The following is an 18,763-nucleotide window of genomic DNA, read 5'->3' on the forward strand; positions in this document are numbered from 1 at the left end:
GCCGAGACGCCGGCGGCGGCGGCGATCTTGCGGACTCCGACCTGGAATCCGTGTTCCCCGAACACCTCGATCGCGGTATCACGAATGCGCGCCGCGGTGCTCAGATCGTCGGCGGATCCTTGCGGAACGGGCTGTTGGTTAAACACATGTTCAGTATATTAAACAGCCGTTCAACGGTCTAGCAAGACCCTGTCGCCGACTTGTCGCGCATCACGGTTTGCCGCCCGTGTACCGGGCTATCGTCGAGACATGACTAGCGGCACGGCAACGACGGCGGACCACCTACGCGCGGCACTCGACGGACCTTGGGCGGCCGTCCGGGACGAAGCCAGGACCCTGCTGGCCGGCGAGGAGTTCACCGCCGATCCCTACCTGGACTACAAGGCCGCCCGGGCGCGCGTGCTCGAGCAGATGAAGGCGATCTCCACGATGGGATTCGCCGAACGCGGCTTCCGCCGGGAGAACGGCGGTACCAGTGAGCCGGGCGCCGCGGTGGTCGGCCTGGAGATGCTCGCGTACGCGGACCTGTCGTTGTGGGTGAAATCGGGCGTGCAGTGGGGTCTTTTCGGCGGCGCCGTGGAGAATCTCGGCACCGAACGGCACCGGGAGTACATCGAGCGCTTGATCTCGCTGGATCTGCTCGGCTGCTTCGCCATGACCGAGTCCGGCCACGGCAGCGACGTCGCGAACCTGGAGACCACGGCGACCTACGACCCGCAGACCCAAGAGTTCGTGGTGCACTCGCCGACGCCGTCGGCGCGCAAGGACTACATCGGGGGCGCGGCCGAACACGCCAGGATGGCCGCGGTATTCGCGCAGCTGATCACGCAGGGCGAGAACAAGGGCGTGCACTGCCTGCTGGTGCCCATCCGCGACGAGAACGGCGCCGACCTGCCGGGCGTGACCACCTATGACGACGGCCTCAAGGGCGGCCTGCCCGGCGTGGACAACGGGCGCATCGTCTTCGACCACGTGCGCGTCCCCCGGGAGAACCTGCTCAACCGCTACGCCGACGTCGCCCCGGATGGCACCTACAGCTCCGAGATCGACAACCCCAGCCGCCGGTTCTTCACCACGCTCGGCACCCTGGTGCGCGGCCGGGTGAGCGTCGGCGGCGCCGCGGCGGCGGGCGCGCGGGTCGCCTTGAGCATCGCGGTGCGCTACGCGCTGCTGCGCCGCCAGTTCTCCGACCCGGACACCGGGGTGGAAACCGTGTTGCTGGACTACCGCAGCCACCAGCGCCGTCTGCTGCCGCTGGTCGCGAAGTCGTATGCGCTCGCGTTCGCGCAGAACGACCTGGTGCGGCGGATGCACCTGGTGCAGACCGGCCAGAATCTCGAGCCGGGCGCACAGCGCGCACTGGAGAAGCGCGCGGCAGGCCTCAAGGTCGCGCAGACCAACCACGCCACCCGCGCCATCCAGGAGTGCCGCGAAGCGTGCGGCGGCGCGGGTTATCTCACGGAGAACCGGCTGGTGACCTTGAAGGCCGACACCGACGTGTTCACCACCTTCGAAGGTGACAACGTGGTGCTCACCCAGTTGGTGGCCAAGGAACTGCTCACCGCCTACGCCGACGAGGTGCGCGACCTGGACGCTCTGGGCTGGGTGCGCTTCGCCGCGACCATGGCCGGTGACGTGGTACGCAAGCGTTCGGGCGTGCGCCAGCTGATCCAGACCCTCCGTGACCGCGGCGACGATTCCATCGATGAGGGCGATCTGTCCCGCCGGGCGGTGCAACTGCAATTGTTCGCCGACCGTGAGGACTACCTGGTCCGCACCGCGGCGCACCGGCTGCGCGCCAGGGCTGAGGAGACCGGCCCGTTCGAGGCGTTCAACAATGCCCAAGACCACATCCTGGCCGCGGGCTCGGCGCACATCGACCGGCTGGTGCTCGAGGCGTTCATCGAAGGGATCTCGGACATCGAGGACCCGGCCGCGCGTGAACTCGCCGACTGGATGTGCGACCTGTTCGTCTACTCCACCATCGAGGAGAACCAGGCCTGGTACATCATGCACCGGTTCATGTCGGTGGACCGGGCGAAGGCGGTGCGCCGCGGCGTCAACGAACTGGTCGACCGGCTGCGCCCGCACGCTTCGACCCTGGTCGAGGCCATGGGCGTGCCGGAGCGGATGCTGCGCGCGGCCATGCTCGACGACGCGAGCGTCTTCCAGCGGGACCAGCCGATCTCGGCGTCGTCCTAGCGGCCGGGCGGTCGCACCCGTCGGCGGCCGCTCAGCCCGGTCCGTACGCCGTGAGCGCGGTGACCACGAACCACACGACCCAGACGAAGGCGACGATCATGCCGATTGCCAGGACGGTACGCATCACCGCGCGCCCGAAGTCGAGGTCGCCGGACTCGCGTGGATACAACTTCCACGGGCTGTACCAGGGCGCCCGGATGACGAAGGCGGACGCCTGCGCTTCCCGCTCGGCCTGCGCGAGTTCCTCCGCGTAGGCCTCGGCCTGCGCCTGGTTGGGCCCACCGTGCCAGAGCGTGATGTCGATCGGGCCGAGGAAGCCCTCGTTGAGCAGTTCCTGCGGCGCGGGCAGGTAGGGCAGGATGCCGAGACCGCGGAACGCGACGGCGACGTCGTTGGCCGTCCAGAGGAACTTCTCCTCCGTGGCGAGCGAGTCGAAGTAGTGCCGCAGCCGACCTGGGTCGTCGCCGATGATCACGTCGAAACTCGGATCAGCCCACCGCTGTTCGAGTCGCAACTGGGCGCCTGACAACGGGACGACCAGCGCGACGCCGTGCACGACCCGCTGCCCGAGGCCGCGGGCGGCCAGCCATTCCTGCAACGCGAAAGTGTGCTCGCGGGATTTGTCCAGCGGCGTGCTGCGGTCGCGGCTCTCCGTCGCCACCGGCTCGCCGTTGATGGTCCACTCGCCGTTGAGCGGGACCTCGAGCACGCCGTCCTGGCGGGCGACCAGCGCGTCGGCCTCGATCACCACGCAGCTGGTCGGGGTCCAGATCACGGCATCGAATTGGTGCAGCCGATCCTTGTGGAACAAGCTGCAGGTGATCGTCGCGACACCATGCGGACTCCCGGGGTCCTTCCAGGTGCGCAGCCAATCGATCAGCACCCGCTCGGCATTGGTACCTGCGGCGTTCTGGACTCGCACGAGCATTGGCGGCCACCCTTCGCGTCGACACTCGACAGTGGACAGGATACGAGGTGCCGCAACGGATTCGCCGCGCCCGTGCCGACGAACGGCGTGTCGGGCGCGAAGCAGGGCGGCCGGGCTACTCCGGTTCCTCGGCGGCGATCCGGCCCGCCCGCACGGCCCCGGCCAGTTCGGCGTGGTCGGCTTCGGTGCGGTCGGCGTAGCGCACCGCGAACGCGGCGACCGCCTCGTCGAAGCGTTCGTCGCCGTCCAGATATCCCGACAGCAAGCGCGGGTCCAGCGATCGGGAATGGGCCCTGGCCAGCAGCGCGCCCGCCAGCCGCCCGTAGTCGTCGAGGTCGTCCGCGGGCAGCTCGGCGGGATCGATGCCACCCTTCATATTGCGGAATTGCCGGACGATGAACGGCATTTCGACGCCGTCGCCGACCGGGTCGAGGGACGTCCACCCGAGCAGGAGATCCGACTCGGATTGAACGAGCCTGGCTCCCCGCACGATTCGCTCACCCTCGTGTCGTACGGCGGCCGTCGGCAGGAACGGGGCGAGCGCCGCCGCCGCGGCCTGCTTCACTTGCAGGACCAGCGCCTCGCCGTCGTTGCCGTGCAGCAGCGCGAGATAGCTGCGCAGCCCGACACTGCCGGTCCCGACGATCCGGAACGCGATGTCGGACACGGCGAATCGGGCCAGGAGATTGCGCCGCGACTCGGGCAAGGTGTCGGCATAGCGCTCCAGCCCGTCGATCACCGCCTCGGCGACGCGCTCGTCCACCGCGGTCAGAATCGGCGGATCGCTGACGAAGCGGTGCTTGCGGATACCGGTCTGGTGATCCTCGAGGTGCTCGGTCCACTTGGCCACAACCTTGGCGCTGGTGTTCTTGCGCGCCTTCTTGGCCGCCTTCTTGAAGTCGTCGAGCAGGTCGTCGGCCTCGGCCCTGGCGAGCACCGACTCGTCGGGCAGTGCGGACCAGGACGCGATGAACGGCATCGCGGCCAGATCCGCCACGGCCAGCCGATAGGAACGGGCGGCGTCGCGCGCCGCGATGCGGCACTCGTCGTCGTCGGCGCCCGCCTCGCGCCCGGCCAGCACCAGGCCTGCCGCGAGGCGCTCCAGATCCCATTCCCACGGCCCGGGCACGGTCTCGTCGAAATCGTTGATGTCCATGATGATCTCGCCGCGTGCGGTGCCGTACAGACCGAAGTTCGCCGGGTGCGCGTCGCCGCACAACTGGGCCGTGAGGCCACTGTCCGGGCCACCCGCCAGATCTGCCGCCATCAAACCTGCCGCGCCCCGATAGAAGGTGAACGGCGAGGCGATCATCCGCCCGATCCGCAGCGGTACCAGGTGCGGCAGCCGGCCCGCGTTGCTCGCCTCGACGAAGTCGAGCACGCCCGGGCGCCGGGCGCCGGTGGCCGCCCGATCCCGTGCGCCGACCGGAACCCGCTCACGCAACGCGCGTCCGCGGGCGCGCACCTCCTCCGCGGGCACGTAGGAGCGCAGGTCGATACCACTGTCTGACACAACGGATCACGCTAGCCGCAGGCGACCGTGCATGCCGCGTGGTGTCGGCCTCACTTCACCTGGGTACGGGGCGACGCAGGCTCGATCGGCAACCGCAGCGCGCCCGGCGCCTCGGCGGGCACCGCCGGTCGCGCGGGCGGCACCGGAGCGATGCGCTGGTAGGCCGACCCCAGTTGCGGCCGCGGGTCGGGTTCGTCGCGGCTGGGCCAGAACGCCATCGCGCGCTCGGCTTGCGCGGTGATCGTCAGCGACGGGTTGACGCCGAGATTGGCGGTCACCGCCGAGCCGTCCGCCACGTGCAGGCCGGGATGACCGTAGACCCGCTGGTACGGGTCGATCACGCCGCTGCGCGGGCTCTCGCCGATCACGCATCCGCCGATGTAGTGGGCCGTGGCCGGGATGTCGAACACGTCCATGATCAGCCCGTGGGTGTCGCCGTCGACCTTGGCGCCGAACCGTCTGCCGATGTCGTGGGCCAGGGGGATCCAGGTCGGGTTCGGCTCGCCGGTGCCCTGCCTGGTGCGCAGCCGCCCGCGCCGGCGGAACGAGGTCAGCGAGTTGTCCAGCGACTGCATGATCAGCAGGATCACCGACTTCTCCGAGGCGTGCCGTGCGTTCAGGCTGCGCAGGAACACCAGCGGGTGCAGCAGGATCGCCAGCAGGAAGCGCAGGAAGCGGAACGCGCCACCGTCCACGATGGGCACCGACATCGGGAACAGCGCGTTCTGGCCCTTGCCGTAGTGACACACCTCGACGTGGGTGTCGGGCTCCGGGTGGATCGATGAGGTGATCGCGATGCCCTCGGCGAAGTCGCGGCGGGCGCGGCTGACCACGTTGAGGATGGCCTCGGAGTTGCTCCGGGTCAGTTCGCCGAGCCGGGGCGACAGGTGCGGCAGCACGCCGTCGTCCCGCATCTCGAGCAGCAGCTTCTGGGTGCCGAGCGCGGCGCCCGCGAAGACCACCTGCTCGGCGGTGAAGGTTCTGCGCTGCTTGCGGATCCAGCGGCCGGACCGCTCGGTGCCGACGGCGTATCCGCCGCCGGGCAGCGGCCGCACGGCGGTGGCCGTGGTCAGCGGGTGAACCTGCGCACCGGCCTGTTCGGCCAGGTAGAGATAGTTCGTGGTGGTGGTGTTCTTGGCATTGTGCGGGCACCCGGTGAAGCAGCGCGCGCAGTGCACGCAGCCGTTGCGGCGCGGGCCCGCGCCGCCGAAGTAGGGATCGTCGACCTCCGTGCCCGGATCGCTCTCGTTGAAGAACACGCCGACATCGGTCGGATGGTAGGTGTCGGCCACACCGAGGTCCTCGGCGATCTCCCGGATCACCTCGTCGGCCGGGGTCGTGCGCGGGTTGGGCGCGACGCCGAGCATGCGCTTGGCCTGGTCGTAGTACGGCGCCAGTTCCGCGCGCCAGTCGGTGATGTGCGCCCACTGCCGGTCGGTGTAGAAGTTCGGCAGGGGCTCGTACAGCGTGTTCCCGTAGATCAGCGAGCCGCCGCCGACACCGGCGCCGGAGAACACGGCGCACTTGCCGAGCAGGCTGATCCGCTGCGGACCGGTGAGGCCCAGGCGTGGCGCCCAGATCGATTTGCGCACATTCCAATTCGTGCGCGGGATGTCCTCGGCGTTCCATCGGCGGCCTGCCTCGAGCACCCCGACGCGGTAACCCTTCTCGGTGAGCCGCAGGGCGCTGACGCTGCCGCCGAAGCCGGAGCCGATCACCACTACGTCGTAGTCGAATGCGGACATGACTTCCTCTCGCTCACCGGCCACATGGTGAGAAATATTCCAAATCATTCTGTCACCGTCGCGCTATGGCGGAAACCATCCTCGCACGGGCACGCCGCGTCGATATCCGGAAAATTCGGCCCGCGGAGATGGCGAGGAACGGGGTCGGTGGGGTATGCACGGGGCGTGACAACCGAATCGGGCGCAGCCCAACCGGAGGAACGCGCCGCCGACGGCGGAGTGCGGGGAGTCTTCGCCGACCGCATCCTGACCGTGCCGAATGTGCTGAGCGTGCTGCGCCTGCTGGGCGTCCCGCTGTTCCTGTGGTTGCTGCTGATCGAGCGGGCCGATGGCTGGGCGTTCGCCCTGCTGGTCGTCAGCGGCGTCACCGACTTCCTGGACGGCAAGCTCGCTCGGCTGCTGGGGCAGTCCTCACGGCTGGGAGCACTGCTGGATCCGTTCGTCGACCGGCTCTATCTGGTCACCACGCTGGCGGCTTTCGTGATCCGCGGCCTGATCCCGTGGTGGGTCGCGGCGATCCTGGTCGGCCGCGACCTCGTGCTGACCGCGACGTTGTCGGTGTACAAGCGCCGCGACCTGCCCCCGCCGGAGGTGATCTACCTGGGCAAGGCGGCCACCTTCGCGCTGATGTCCGCGCTGCCCTGGCTGCTGGCGGGGCAGATGGACTGGGCCGGGGCCGGTTTCGGGCGAGCCTTCGGCGGGGCACTGTTGATCTGGGGCACCGCGGTCTACGTCTGGACCGGCGTGCTCTATACCGGCAAAGCCATCGCGGTCGCAAGAGCGATACCGGCTGTGGGGCACCGGACGGCGTAGCCGATAGAGTTTGCGTGCAACGTTCAAACGAAAGGACGGCCTGTGACCCAGACCCCCGAGGATCTGCGCTACACCGAGGAGCACGAGTGGGTACGCCGGATCGCCCCGACCCGGGTGCGGGTGGGCATCACCGACTACGCCCAGTCTCAACTCGGTGACGTTGTGTTCGTGCAGCTGCCCGAGGCGGACGCGGAGGTGGTCGCCGCGGACAGCATCGCGGAGGTGGAGTCGACCAAGAGCGTGTCCGACATCTACGCGCCGCTGAGCGCGAAAGTCGTTGCGGTGAACGACTTGTTGAACTCGGAGCCGGAGACGTTGAACGCCGATCCCTACGGTGACGGATGGCTGTTCGAGTTGGAGGTGGGCGATGCGGCGAGTCTCGACGCGACGCTCGGTGAACTGCTGGATGCCGCAGGTTATCAAGGAGTTATCGGGGGCTGAAGCAGCCTTCCCAGTTCTACCTGCACGGGTGCGGCCCGGCAGGGTACGGTCAATGCCAACAGATGCACCCGGCGGCTGTGCCGGGAATCTAGTGACTCGACGGCAGGTCGTGGTACCAGAGGTATCACCTGCTTGCAGGGATAATCAGGTTCGAGGAGGAGAGAAACGGTGAGCGAGAACAAAGACCCGGGTTACGGGGAGACCGCGGCCGAGACGACGTCGGTCTTCCGCGCGGATTTCCTGAACGAGGTCGACGCGTCGCGCTCCGGAGAGCCGACCGGCGAACAGCCGGTCCAAGGGGTCGAGGGTCTGCCCGTGGGCGCGGCCCTTCTGGTCGTCAAGCGCGGCCCGAACGCGGGCTCGCGGTTCCTGCTGGATCAGCCGACCACGTCGGCGGGGCGCCACCCCGACAGTGACATCTTTCTCGACGACGTCACCGTCAGCCGTCGGCACGCCGAGTTCCGTCAGGACGACGATTCCTTCCAGGTCGTCGACGTGGGCAGCCTGAACGGCACGTATGTGAACCGGGAGCCGGTGGACTCCTCCGAACTGCAGAACGGTGACGAGGTCCAGATCGGCAAGTTCCGGCTGGTGTTCCTCACCGGACCGCGCGCCCAGGTGACCGACTCGTCGGCGGGCGCGGGGAGTCTATGACGGCGTCGGTGCCGGGTCGCGCACTCATGAAAGGCTCGGAGTCATGAAGGACCTGGCGCTGTGACCGGTGCGGCGCAGTGGGCACGCGGAGGGATGTCGATCGGCTCCGTGCTCGACCTGCTGCGCCCCGACTTTCCCGACGTCACCATCTCCAAGATCCGCTTCCTGGAAGCGGAGGGCCTGATCCGGCCGGAGCGGACGCCTTCGGGCTACCGCAGGTTCTCCGTGGCGGATGTGGAACGGCTCCGGTTCGTATTGACCGCGCAGCGCGATCAATACCTGCCGCTGAAGGTGATCAAGGAGCAGCTCGAGGCAATCGATAGCGGTGCGGCGACGCTCGGTGTGCGGGAAGCCCGCGCCCGAGCGCACTCCGTCCGGCCCGGTGCGCCGGAGTCCGGGCGCGGCACGCCCGACGCGGAACCCGCCGTGCCGGGTTCCGAACGTGGCGCGCGCCCGGTGGCCGCGCCTCGTAGGCTCGGCGTCGTGCCGAGCGAGATCTCCCCGGATGATCTGCGGTTCGATCACGAAATCCGGGTCGCCCGGGCCGATCTGCTCGACCAGGCCGGGATCGAGGAGAAGTTCCTGGGCGACCTCATCCGGGCCAATCTGATCACACCCGGCCCGGCGGGGTACTTCGACGCGGACGCGGTCACGCTGGCCAAGACCGCGCGGGCGATGGCCGAATTCGGTTTGGAGGCACGGCATCTGCGTGCGTTCAAGCTCGCCGCCGACCGGGAGGCCGCGCTCGTGGCGCAGATCGTCGCCCCGATCGCGAAGAGCAGGGACGCGGGTGCGCGCGCCCGCGCGGAGGAGACGGTGCGTGAACTGGCCGCGCTGTCGCTGACCCTGCACACCTGTCTGGTCAAGTCCTCGGTCCGGGGCTCGCTCGGGGGCTGACCGCCGACGGGCCACGGTCCTGAGGTCGCGGCGAACCGACACCCTGATTTCTGCTGTGCAGACGGATCGCTGGACCGGTGCGGGTTCGCCTAGACTCGTGGTACGGCGAGCTCTGCGGCGGTCATGCCGGGCCGGCGGCGAGTATGGGAGGCAGTGCGATGAGCGAAATGCGCGTGATCGGCATCCGTGTCGAGCAGCCACAGAACCAGCCCGTGCTGTTGCTCCGCGAAGTGGCGGGCGACCGGTATCTGCCGATCTGGATCGGGCAAGCCGAGGCGACGGCGATCGTCCTCGAGCAGGAGGGGGTGACCCCGATCCGCCCGCTGACCCACGACCTGATCAAGATCCTGATCACCGAGCTGGGGCACACATTGAAGGAAGTGCGGATCGTCGATCTGCAGGAGGGCACCTTCTACGCGGATCTCGTCTTCGAGAACGATCTCCGGATTTCGGCGCGGCCGTCGGATTCGATTGCGATCGCCTTGCGGGTGGGTTGCCCGATCCATGCCGAGGAGTCGGTCCTCGAGGAAGCCGGCCTCGTCATGCCGGACGAGCGCGAGGACGAGGTGGAGAAGTTCAAGGAATTCCTGGAGTCGGTGTCTCCCGACGATTTCAAGGCGACCGATAGCTGAAGTAGAGGTCGAGACTTTCCCCGCGCGTCGCGTTTGGCTCGATGACGTCGCGGGCTGGACAATCGTGGGGAGTAATCTCGACAGTTGGGCCACGACCGTTTCGGCCGAATCCGCACCGATTCGGTCGGTGACGGCGCCGGGTCATCGATGAGGCTGGGAATGCGTCGGCGAAGCAAGGGAGTGGTCAGTGGCAGAGCAATCGCAGGACGTGGTACAGCCAGGACTGTTCCCCGACGACTCGGTACCTGACGACATGGTCGGCTATCGCGTTCCCAGTGCGTGCCAGGTGGCCGGAATCACCTACCGGCAGCTCGACTACTGGGCGCGCACCGGTTTGGTGGTGCCTTCCATCCGGAGCGCCGCGGGTTCGGGCAGTCAGCGGCTGTACTCGTTCAAGGACATCCTGGTCCTGAAGATCGTCAAGCGGCTGCTCGACGCGGGCATCTCGCTGCAGAACATCCGGATCGCCGTCGATCATCTGCGCAGCCGCGGCGTGCAGGACTTGGCGGGAATCACCCTCTTCTCCGATGGCACCTCGGTGTACGAGTGCACGTCGGCCGAGGAGGTCGTCGATTTACTGCAGGGCGGGCAGGGTGTGTTCGGGATCGCCGTGAGCGGCGCCATGCGCGAGCTGACCGGCGCTATCGCGAACTTCCCGGCGGAGCGCGCGTCGGCGATCACCGAGCGTCCGGAAGACGAGCTGTCGTTCCGTCGTAAGGCGCGGATGAACCGCAAGACGGGCTAGGATTCGCACAACGCTTTCACGGCCGGGCAAGGCGTGCAGCCTCCCCGGCCGTGGTGCGTGACAGCGCCGTCGGCGGCGGGCAAGGGCCGGGGCGGCAGCGAAAGGGGGGCGCCGTGCAAGCACGTGATATCACCGGGCTCGTCGGGCCGATCGACCGGATCGACGCGTTTCCGACCGTCGATGAACTGAATGCCTTCGCCGACGCCATCGCGGCCGCTCACCCGGATCGGATCTCGATCACCGAGCTCGGACGTTCGCGCGGCGGTGACCCGATCCGGGAGGTGACGGTCGGATCCGGCGACCGGCATATTCTGGTCTTCGGCAATCCGCATCCGAACGAGCCCATCGGCATGGCCACGATTCGTCATCTGCTCGGCCGGATGGCCGCGGACGAGACGGTGACCGTAGGCGCCACCTGGCATTTCCTGCTCTGCGTCGATCCGGACGGAACGCGGTTGAACGAGGGGTGGTTCGCCGGTCCGCACACCAGAACCGGCGTCGCCCGCGGCTTCTACCGGCCGCCCGCGGCCGAGCAACCGGAATGGTGTTTCCCGGCCGAATGGCGCGGCCGGCGCGTCGGGGTGCCGCTCCCGGAGACGAAGGCGATGATGGCGCTGATCGACCGCACGCGGCCCGCGCTGATCGCCTCTCTGCACAACGCGGAGTTCGGCGGCGGATTCTTCTACACCTCCGGCGGTGACCCCGGGTACTGGGCGGCGTTGACCGCAGGTCTCTCCGCCGCTGGCGTTCCGATCTACCAGGGCGAACCCGACGCGCCGGGCGCCCGCACGCTCGCTCCGGGAGTCTTCGAGCTGCCGCTGTTCGAGGCGATGGCGGATCTGCTCGCGGCCCAGGGCCTCGACTCGGTCACCGCGCTGGGCGGGGGCGGCTGCCGGGACTACGCGGCGCGCTACGGCACGGCGATCCTGGTCTGCGAATTGCCGCTCTGGGTGGACTCGCGGATCGGCGACGGTTCGGCGGGCGACCGAGTGCTGGGCGACCTGCTCGACGCTACCGCCGCCGACTACCGGGCCATGGCCGAAGTCGCCTCCGAGGTGCTCGCTCGAGTCGACGGCACATTGAGCGGTCGCAGCCCGTTCGAGCGGTCGGTGCGTGCGCTGGTCGCCGGGCTGCCGGGGCTCGCAGTGAGCAGACAGTCGGTGCCGCAACGAAATCGGATCGCGACCCGGGGCGAGATCTTCGTCGAGCAGTACGACTGGACCGCGATGCTGCGCCTGCGGCTGGGCGGCATGCTGCTGCGCCTGCTGGAGGACGAATACGCACTCGGCGGCGGTACGGCGCTGGCCGCCGAGCGCGACCGGTTCGCCGCGGTATTCGATCAATGGTGCACCGACGTGGAGCAGAACGCACCCGGTGTCGCGGTGCCGCTGGCCCGTCTGGTGGGCGTCCAAGCGGAGTCGATCGTGCTGGCGGCTGTGCGGCTGCGCGCCGGACTCGCCATCTGACGGGTGATGCTCGCTCGGTCCCCGAGTGACCAGAACGACACGGTGCGCGCCGGGTCCGGTGGCGCGCTCCGGCGTGTCGTCGGCTTAGACTGACGGTGCGTCGCCGCCGTGCGGGAGAGCCTCGGTCCGGAAACGAGTCCGAGCGCCGAAGGAGCAGCACCTCCCCGTCAATCTCTCAGGCAAAAGGACCGTGCGGGCTTCGACGCCTCTGGAAAGCGGCGGCTTCGAGCCGCCCGCCCATGGGGAAAGGGTCTCGGCCACTGGTCGCGGGACCCGAATCTCTCAGGCGCCACGACAGAGGGGGAGGGCCGGTACCCGTCGACCGCCTGGTCGACCCCGCCCGACCTTGGGAGCTGTTGTGACTCGCTCGTTCGCCGATCGCCATATCGGACCCGACCGGGAGGAGCTGGCCCGGATCCTGGACGTTGTCGGCGTGTCGTCGCTGGACGAGCTGGCTGCCGTCGCGCTGCCCGCGAGCATCCTGGACGGCGACGGCCTGGCCGGGCTGCCCGCGGCGGGCTCCGAGCACGAGGTGCTCGCCGAGCTCGCCGAACTCGCCGGGACCAACACCGTGGCCACCTCGATGATCGGGCTGGGTTACTACGACACGCTGACCCCACCGGTGCTGGTGCGCAACCTGCTGGAGAATCCGGCCTGGTACACCGCCTACACGCCCTATCAACCCGAGATCAGCCAGGGCAGGCTCGAGGCGCTGCTCAACTTCCAGACCATGGTGTCGGAGCTGACCGGCATGGACGTCGCCAACGCGTCGATGCTGGACGAGGCCACCGCGGCCGCCGAGGCCATGACACTGCTGCGCCGGGCGGGCCGATCGAAGTCTCCACGCCTGGTCATCGACCGCGACCTGTTCCCGCAGACCAGAACGGTGCTCTACACCCGGGCCGAGCCGCTGGGCCTGGAGATCGTGGAGGCGGATCTGTCCGCCGGAGAGCTGCCCGACGGAGAGTTCTTCGGTGTGCTGGCGCAGACTCCCGGGGCTTCCGGTCGCGTCGTGGACCTGACCGAATTGATCGCCGCGGCACACGATCGGGGCGCCTTGGTCGCGGTCGGGGCCGACCTGTTGGCGATGACGCTGATCACGCCGCCCGGTGAGCAGGGCGCCGACGTGTGCTTCGGCACCACCCAGCGCTTCGGTGTCCCGCTCGGTTTCGGCGGTCCGCACGCCGGATACCTCGCGGTGCGGCAAGCACAGGCCCGTCAGCTGCCCGGCCGCCTGGTCGGCGTCTCGGTGGACGCGGACGGCGCCGTCGCCTACCGGCTCGCCTTGCAGACCCGCGAGCAGCACATCCGCCGGGAGAAGGCGACCTCCAACATCTGCACCGCGCAGGTGCTGCTGGCCGTCGTGGCCGCGATGTACGCCTCCTACCACGGTGCCGACGGGCTGCGGGCGATCGCCCGCCGGGTGCACGGGCACGCCGCGGCGATCGCGGCCGGGCTGGACGGCGCGGTGGTGCACGACAGCTTCTTCGACACGGTGCTCGCGCACGTGCCCGGCGGCGCGGAAGCCGTTGTGGCGAAAGCGAAGTCGCGCGGCATCAATCTGCGCCTGGTGGACGCCGACCACGTCGGCATCGCCTGCGACGAGGCGACCACCGACGCGCATGTCGCGGCCGTGCTCGAATCCTTCTGCACCGCGGTGTCGTCCGAGCCGGGGGCGCCCGCTCCGGTCGCGGCGATCGAGAGCCGGACCTCGGAGTTCCTGGCTCACGCCGCGTTCACGAAGTACCGGACCGAGACGGCGATGCTGCGGTATCTGCGCGCACTGTCCGACAAGGACATCGCGTTGGACCGCAGCATGATTCCGCTCGGCTCCTGCACCATGAAGCTCAACGCCACCGCGGAGATGGAGGCCATCACCTGGCCCGGTTTCGCGCGCGTGCATCCCTACGCGCCGGTCGAGGACGCGCCGGGCCTGCTGCGGGTGGTCGCGGACCTGGAACGGTGGCTGTCGGACATCACCGGCTACGACTCGGTGAGCTTGCAGCCGAACGCGGGCAGCCAGGGCGAGTACGCGGGGCTGCTGGCGATCCGGCGCTACCACCTCGATCGGGGCGACACCCACCGCGACACCTGTCTCATCCCGTCCAGCGCGCACGGCACCAACGCGGCGTCGGCTGCCATGGCCGGCCTGCGCGTGGAGGTGGTGAAGTGTCGCGCCAACGGCGACGTCGACCTCGACGACCTGCGCGCCAAGATCGCCGATCACGCCGATCGCCTGGCCTGCATCATGATCACCTATCCGTCCACGCACGGCGTCTACGAGCACGAGGTCGCCGAGTTGTGCGCGCTGGTGCACGACGCGGGCGGTCAGGTCTACGTGGACGGCGCGAACCTGAACGCCCTGGTCGGCCTCGCCCGGCCGGGCCGCTTCGGCGGCGACGTGAGCCACCTGAATTTGCACAAGACGTTCTGCATCCCGCACGGCGGCGGCGGTCCTGGCGTCGGTCCGGTCGCGGTGCGCGCGCACCTGGCGCGGTATCTGCCCGGCGACCCGCTGGAAGCGGGGTCGCACGCGGTGTCGGCCGCGAAGTACGGCTCGGCCTCCATTCTGCCGATCACGTGGGCCTACATCCGCATGATGGGCGCCGATGGGCTGCGCCGCGCCACGCTGTCGGCGATCGCTTCGGCGAACTATATCGCACGGCGGCTGGACGAGTACTTCCCGGTGCTCTACACCGGCGAGCGCGGCATGGTGGCGCACGAGTGCATCCTGGACCTGCGCGAGATCACCAAGCGAACCGGCGTCACCGTCGACGATGTGGCAAAACGCTTGGCGGACTTTGGGTTCCATGCGCCGACCATGAGCTTTCCGGTGGCCGGTACGTTGATGGTGGAACCCACCGAGAGCGAGAACCTCGCCGAGCTGGACGATTTCATCGAGGCGATGATCGCGATCCGGGCGGAGATCGACCAGGTCGCCGCGGGCGTGTGGCCCGTGACCGACAACCCGCTGCGCGGGGCGCCGCACACCGCGGCGTCGCTGGTGGGGGAGTGGGAACACCCCTACAGCCGGGAAGTCGCCGTGTATCCCCGAGGTCTCGGGCACGCCAGGGCGAAGGTGTGGCCGCCGGTGCGCCGGATCGACGGCGCCTATGGCGACCGGAACCTGGTTTGTGCCTGTCCACCGCTGGAGGCGTACGCGGACTGACCGCAGGTCCGGTCGCGTCCTCACCGCGTGGCGGCCACCTTTGCGTAGGTGTTCGCCAGGCTCGGCCAACCGCCCGGACTGCCCACTGCGTCGTGCATGGACTCCCAGCCCGGTCCGTGCTTGTCGAAACCGGAGTGCACCAGCGTGACGGCGGTGCGGTCGGGAGCGACCGCCGAGAAGGTGACATCCACGCGGCTGGCCCGCTCCGGATCGGGTTCGTGCTTCCAGTCCAGGCCGATCGCCCAGGAGAACGCGAAGTGGGTCGGCGGCTGCCACACCAGCACGGTGCCCCATGGACATTCGGTGCCGTCGTCCTCGCGGCCGAGGCAGCGGCCGCCCACGCGCGGCTCGATCACCTCCTCGGCGAGCCGGCCCGCGCCGATGTGGTGCTCGCGCGGCCACCAGCTGTCGATGCCGGTGGTGAACACCTCGTAGGCGGTCTCGATGGATGCGTCGACGACGAGTTCGACGCGTACGTCCTTGTCGCTGGCCTGTTGTGTCATGACTGCTCCTGGTCGGTAGCTCGTCCTTCGGCGGCCCTCCGGCCTGCTTCGTCCTGGAAAGCCGACATCGCGGTGGTCCAGAACCGCGTGAAGTACACGCGCAGCGCGTCGATACCGGTGGGATTCAAGCGGTACACCCGGCGGGTGCCGACCGCCTCGTGGGTCACCAATCCGGCCTGTTCCAGCACCCTGAGGTGCTGCGATACCGCGGGCCTGCTCACCGGCAGATCCGCGGCCAGCTGCCCTACCGCGCACGGCCCCTTGCCGAGGCGCTCGAAGATCGCCCGCCTCGTCGGGTCACCCAGCGCGGCCAGCGCCGCATCTCGGTAAGTCCCCACGAACCGTAAGTCTAGACTTACCGATAGCGGCTGTCTATAGTGCGAAGCGGGAGTTCTGTCTTCGCGCGGGCGGCGGGCTACGGCGTGGTGAGCGCCTGGACGACGGCGGAGCCGAAGCCGATGTCGTCGGAGGTGGCCAGGCGGGTGTAGTGCCCGCCGGTCTGCTGCGCCAGGGCCTGGAGGGTCTGGGTGCCACTGCCGCCGACCACGATGACGTCGACGCGCACCGGCCGGGTGCGGTCGGTCGCCGCGGCGATGTCCGCGGCCAGTTGGGTGCCGGTGACCGTGGAATCGTCGTCGGGTCCGTCGGTGATCAGCAGCACCGAATTGGTGCGGCCCGGCGTGTACCCGGCGACGGCGCTCTTGTACGCCGCGATCAGGGATGGGTAGGCCTGATCCGACCGGCTCTCGCTCGGGCGCACCGCGGTCAGCGCGGTACCGATCTTCGTGCGCTGGTCGGTGGTCAGCGGGGCGGTGGCGGCGGCCACCCGGTACGGCGTGGTGCCGTCGAGGTTCTTGCCGAAGGTCCACACGCCGAGTCCGAAGTCCGGCGGCATGACCGTCATCGTGGAATTCAGCGCGGCCAGGACGTTCGCCAGACGTGTCGTGGCGCCCTCCGCGGTCCCCATCGACGCCGACACGTCGACCAGGACGGTGGAGCGCACGCCGAGTACCGGGTTCGCCAGCGTGGCGCGGACCTTGTCGAGCGCGCCACGGGGCGGCACGGCGGCCGCGGTCTGCGGCGCGGCGGCGAATCCCGCCGTGACGAAGGCCTGCGCCTGCTCGGGCTTGCGCAGATAGTCGGTGAACCGTCCGGCGATGAGGTTCTGCGTCTTGTCCACCCACGCGCCGGACATCAACGCGGCCGGGTAATCGGCCACGAGCGCGGCCCCGGCGGGGCGGAACGCCACGACGCCGGGCATCCCCTTCAGTTGCTGCTCGGTAGCGGCTATCGCGTGCATGGGCGCGTCCTGCGCCGTGAGCTCGGTCAGCGCGGCCGCGGCGTCGGACGCCTCGGGCGCGTCGGCGGCGAGCCCGGAGATCGCGGCGACCACCTGACCGGACTGCGCCGCCTGCTCGCTGAGCGGTTCCGCGCCCGAGACCGCGGAGCCGACCGCCGTGGCCGCGGCGAGCGTGGCGTCACCCGCGGGCAGGGCCATCCGTAGCCCGCCCCATCCGCTCAGGCCGACATCGGCGAGCGAGCCCTGCTGCAACCGCGGCAGGTCGGCCCAGGACACGTCGGCCTGCTCCAGCGCGCGACGCAGGTCCTCGGGCACCGCGAGCACGATCGGGCTGGTGGCGATGGGTACCGGCGTGCCCTCGATCAGGCCGGGCACCCGCATGGACTCGATGGAACGGGTCGAATCGGCGATCCACAGCGCCGGCTGCGGGCCGAGCGCCTTGTCCCATGGCTTGCCGCTGGTGAACGCGGCGACGACGGCCGCGGACGGCTGTGCGGTCACCTCGACCCGCGCGCAGTGGTCGCGTACTTTCGGCCGGGTGGCGTTGTAGCTGTCCGCGGCGGCCCGCACCTGCGCCGCGATGCCGGGATCGGCCGTCACGGAGAGTGTCGCGGGCCCCTCGACGCATTCGGCCGCCGCCGCGCTGTCCTGGTTCGCCGCGCGATCGCGCAACTGGAACCAGACGACGACGATCGCGGCCAGTAACGCAACGACGACCACTGCGATAACCGGACCTTTGCTGACGCCCCGGGATCTGGTTGCGCTGCGATGAGTGCCCACGCGGTCAGTGTATGGTCACCGGCGCCGAACGAAGTCGGCGAGGCTCCCCGATACCGGCGCGGTTGCGCGCCATCGGGTTGGCCCGCCGCCGTGCCGCACGGCACGACGGCGGGACCGCTCAATGGCGGATCACCCGTCCGCGGTCGAACTCGTGCCCGCCCCAGACGCCGGATTGCCCGGTGCGCGCGGCGAAGTCACCGCAGGCGTCCCGGATCGGGCAGCGCGCGCAGACTTCCCGGGCGTAGTCGAAGTCCTGTGACGGGTACGGGAACCAGGCTTCGTGGTTCGGGTCGCCGCGGCAGGCCGCCCGGTGCCACCCTCGGGAATCCGAGAGCGGGAGCAGGTCGGCCAGGGTCGGCTCCGCGACGGCGGTGGTCTCGGCGCTCGTCATCGCGATCTTCTCCTTTCTCGGGTCGTGGTCAAGTCGAGGCGAGTTGCTTCCAGATCCGGCGCTGCTGGCGTATCCGATGGGTGGGGGCCTTCGGCTCCCAGAGCAGGCGCATGCCCGCCTCCCCCGGGGTGCGGTCCGCCTTGGCCGTGTTGCACGGCGCGCAGCAGGCTACGAGGTTGCCCCAGGTGTTCGGGCCGCCCCTCGACCGCGGCCGGATGTGGTCCACGGTGTGCGCCCGCCCGGCGCAGTAGCCGCACCGGTTCCGGTCGCGACGCAGCACGCCCGCGAGGGTGGCCCTGCTCTCGTCGTGCACCAGCACGGCGTGCTCGAGGTAGACGTAGCGCAGCAACCGAATGGTCTGTGGCAGAGCGATTTTCACGTGCCGTGACCGAATCGGGAAATGCGGCTCGCGGTCGGCCACGGTCTCCGCGGCGCCGGCGACCAGCAGCACGACGGCCCGGTCGGCCTTGATCTCGTCGAGCGCCTCGTAGGAGGCGTTCAGGACGAGTACCCCGCTGTGTATCCAGTTGTCGGCGGTTGTCGCCGCCTGATCGGCGGCACGGCGGAACGTCATGGGAATCACC

Annotated in this window: 18 protein-coding genes and 1 riboswitch; of the genes, 9 read left to right on the forward strand and 9 right to left on the reverse strand. The window is 69.5% G+C overall.

Annotated elements, in window-relative coordinates; all coding sequences use genetic code 11:
- Positions 1-146: TetR family transcriptional regulator (locus tag ACWEO7_RS27645; protein WP_452427495.1), on the reverse strand; the 146-nt coding region annotated here is incomplete at its 3' end.
- A 103-nt stretch (positions 147-249) separates the two neighbouring features.
- Here ACWEO7_RS27645 and ACWEO7_RS27650 point away from each other — a divergent pair.
- Entirely contained in the window at positions 250-2,202 is a 1,953-nt protein-coding gene (locus ACWEO7_RS27650; RefSeq protein WP_452427440.1) for an acyl-CoA dehydrogenase family protein, read from the forward strand.
- A gap of 31 nt (positions 2,203-2,233) precedes the next feature.
- Here ACWEO7_RS27650 and ACWEO7_RS27655 read toward each other — a convergent pair whose 3' ends face one another.
- The 3 genes from ACWEO7_RS27655 to ACWEO7_RS27665 form a co-directional block, all read right to left on the reverse strand.
- Positions 2,234-3,130 (reverse strand): nuclease-related domain-containing protein, encoded by an 897-nt coding sequence (locus tag ACWEO7_RS27655; RefSeq protein WP_450025496.1) that lies wholly within the window; start codon positions 3,128-3,130, stop codon positions 2,234-2,236.
- 115 nt (positions 3,131-3,245) lie between these two features.
- Positions 3,246-4,643, reverse strand: a complete 1,398-nt coding sequence (locus ACWEO7_RS27660; protein ID WP_452427442.1) for a DUF2252 domain-containing protein — start codon at positions 4,641-4,643, stop codon at positions 3,246-3,248.
- A 50-nt stretch (positions 4,644-4,693) separates the two neighbouring features.
- Complete coding sequence (locus ACWEO7_RS27665; protein ID WP_452427444.1) at positions 4,694-6,388, reverse strand: GMC oxidoreductase; 1,695 nt, start codon at positions 6,386-6,388, stop codon at positions 4,694-4,696.
- Positions 6,389-6,607: 219 nt separating this feature from the next.
- Here ACWEO7_RS27665 and ACWEO7_RS27670 point away from each other — a divergent pair, with 219 nt between their 5' ends.
- From ACWEO7_RS27670 to gcvP, 8 genes are all read left to right on the forward strand, one after another.
- Positions 6,608-7,201: a CDP-alcohol phosphatidyltransferase family protein gene (locus ACWEO7_RS27670; RefSeq protein ID WP_452427497.1), complete on the forward strand. Its 594-nt coding sequence runs from the start codon at positions 6,608-6,610 to the stop codon at positions 7,199-7,201.
- 42 nt (positions 7,202-7,243) lie between these two features.
- The gene (gene gcvH / locus ACWEO7_RS27675) at positions 7,244-7,642 is read left to right on the forward strand and encodes a glycine cleavage system protein GcvH (RefSeq protein ID WP_355078501.1); all 399 of its coding nucleotides are present in this window, start codon (positions 7,244-7,246) and stop codon (positions 7,640-7,642) included.
- Between the two features lie 168 nt (positions 7,643-7,810).
- A complete protein-coding gene (odhI, locus tag ACWEO7_RS27680; protein WP_043690204.1) occupies positions 7,811-8,296 on the forward strand; it encodes an oxoglutarate dehydrogenase inhibitor Odhl in 486 nt (161 codons plus the stop codon).
- Between the two features lie 93 nt (positions 8,297-8,389).
- On the forward strand, positions 8,390-9,193 hold the full coding sequence (gene ftsR, locus ACWEO7_RS27685) for a transcriptional regulator FtsR (RefSeq protein WP_452427499.1): 804 nt from the start codon (positions 8,390-8,392) through the stop codon (positions 9,191-9,193).
- A 158-nt stretch (positions 9,194-9,351) separates the two neighbouring features.
- Positions 9,352-9,825 (forward strand): bifunctional nuclease family protein, encoded by a 474-nt coding sequence (locus ACWEO7_RS27690; protein WP_039797829.1) that lies wholly within the window; start codon positions 9,352-9,354, stop codon positions 9,823-9,825.
- Positions 9,826-10,012: 187 nt separating this feature from the next.
- Complete coding sequence (locus ACWEO7_RS27695) at positions 10,013-10,570, forward strand: MerR family transcriptional regulator (protein WP_067811025.1); 558 nt, start codon at positions 10,013-10,015, stop codon at positions 10,568-10,570.
- Between the two features lie 113 nt (positions 10,571-10,683).
- On the forward strand, positions 10,684-12,036 hold the full coding sequence (locus tag ACWEO7_RS27700; RefSeq protein ID WP_452427446.1) for a M14 family zinc carboxypeptidase: 1,353 nt from the start codon (positions 10,684-10,686) through the stop codon (positions 12,034-12,036).
- Between the two features lie 101 nt (positions 12,037-12,137).
- Positions 12,138-12,237, forward strand: a riboswitch (glycine riboswitch).
- A 157-nt stretch (positions 12,238-12,394) separates the two neighbouring features.
- Positions 12,395-15,205 (forward strand): aminomethyl-transferring glycine dehydrogenase, encoded by a 2,811-nt coding sequence (gene gcvP, locus ACWEO7_RS27705; RefSeq protein WP_452427447.1) that lies wholly within the window; start codon positions 12,395-12,397, stop codon positions 15,203-15,205.
- Between the two features lie 20 nt (positions 15,206-15,225).
- Here the strand turns inward: gcvP and ACWEO7_RS27710 are convergent, their stop codons facing one another.
- The 5 genes from ACWEO7_RS27710 to ACWEO7_RS27730 form a co-directional block, all read right to left on the reverse strand.
- The gene (locus ACWEO7_RS27710; protein WP_452427449.1) at positions 15,226-15,708 is read right to left on the reverse strand and encodes an SRPBCC family protein; all 483 of its coding nucleotides are present in this window, start codon (positions 15,706-15,708) and stop codon (positions 15,226-15,228) included.
- A complete protein-coding gene (locus ACWEO7_RS27715) occupies positions 15,705-16,046 on the reverse strand; it encodes an ArsR/SmtB family transcription factor (protein ID WP_450025512.1) in 342 nt (113 codons plus the stop codon). Before ACWEO7_RS27715 ends, ACWEO7_RS27710 begins: the two co-directional genes overlap by 4 nt.
- Positions 16,047-16,123: 77 nt before the next feature.
- Positions 16,124-17,728, reverse strand: a complete 1,605-nt coding sequence (locus ACWEO7_RS27720; protein ID WP_452427451.1) for a VWA domain-containing protein — start codon at positions 17,726-17,728, stop codon at positions 16,124-16,126.
- A 178-nt stretch (positions 17,729-17,906) separates the two neighbouring features.
- Positions 17,907-18,179 carry a WhiB family transcriptional regulator gene (locus tag ACWEO7_RS27725; protein ID WP_355078495.1) on the reverse strand — a complete coding sequence of 91 codons (273 nt, stop codon included), beginning with the start codon at positions 18,177-18,179 and terminating at the stop codon, positions 17,907-17,909.
- Positions 18,180-18,207: 28 nt separating this feature from the next.
- The gene (locus tag ACWEO7_RS27730; RefSeq protein WP_452427453.1) at positions 18,208-18,753 is read right to left on the reverse strand and encodes an HNH endonuclease; all 546 of its coding nucleotides are present in this window, start codon (positions 18,751-18,753) and stop codon (positions 18,208-18,210) included.
- Between the last annotated feature and the right edge of the window lie 10 nt (positions 18,754-18,763).

The sequence above is a fragment of the Nocardia sp. NPDC004260 genome (assembly GCF_053603155.1).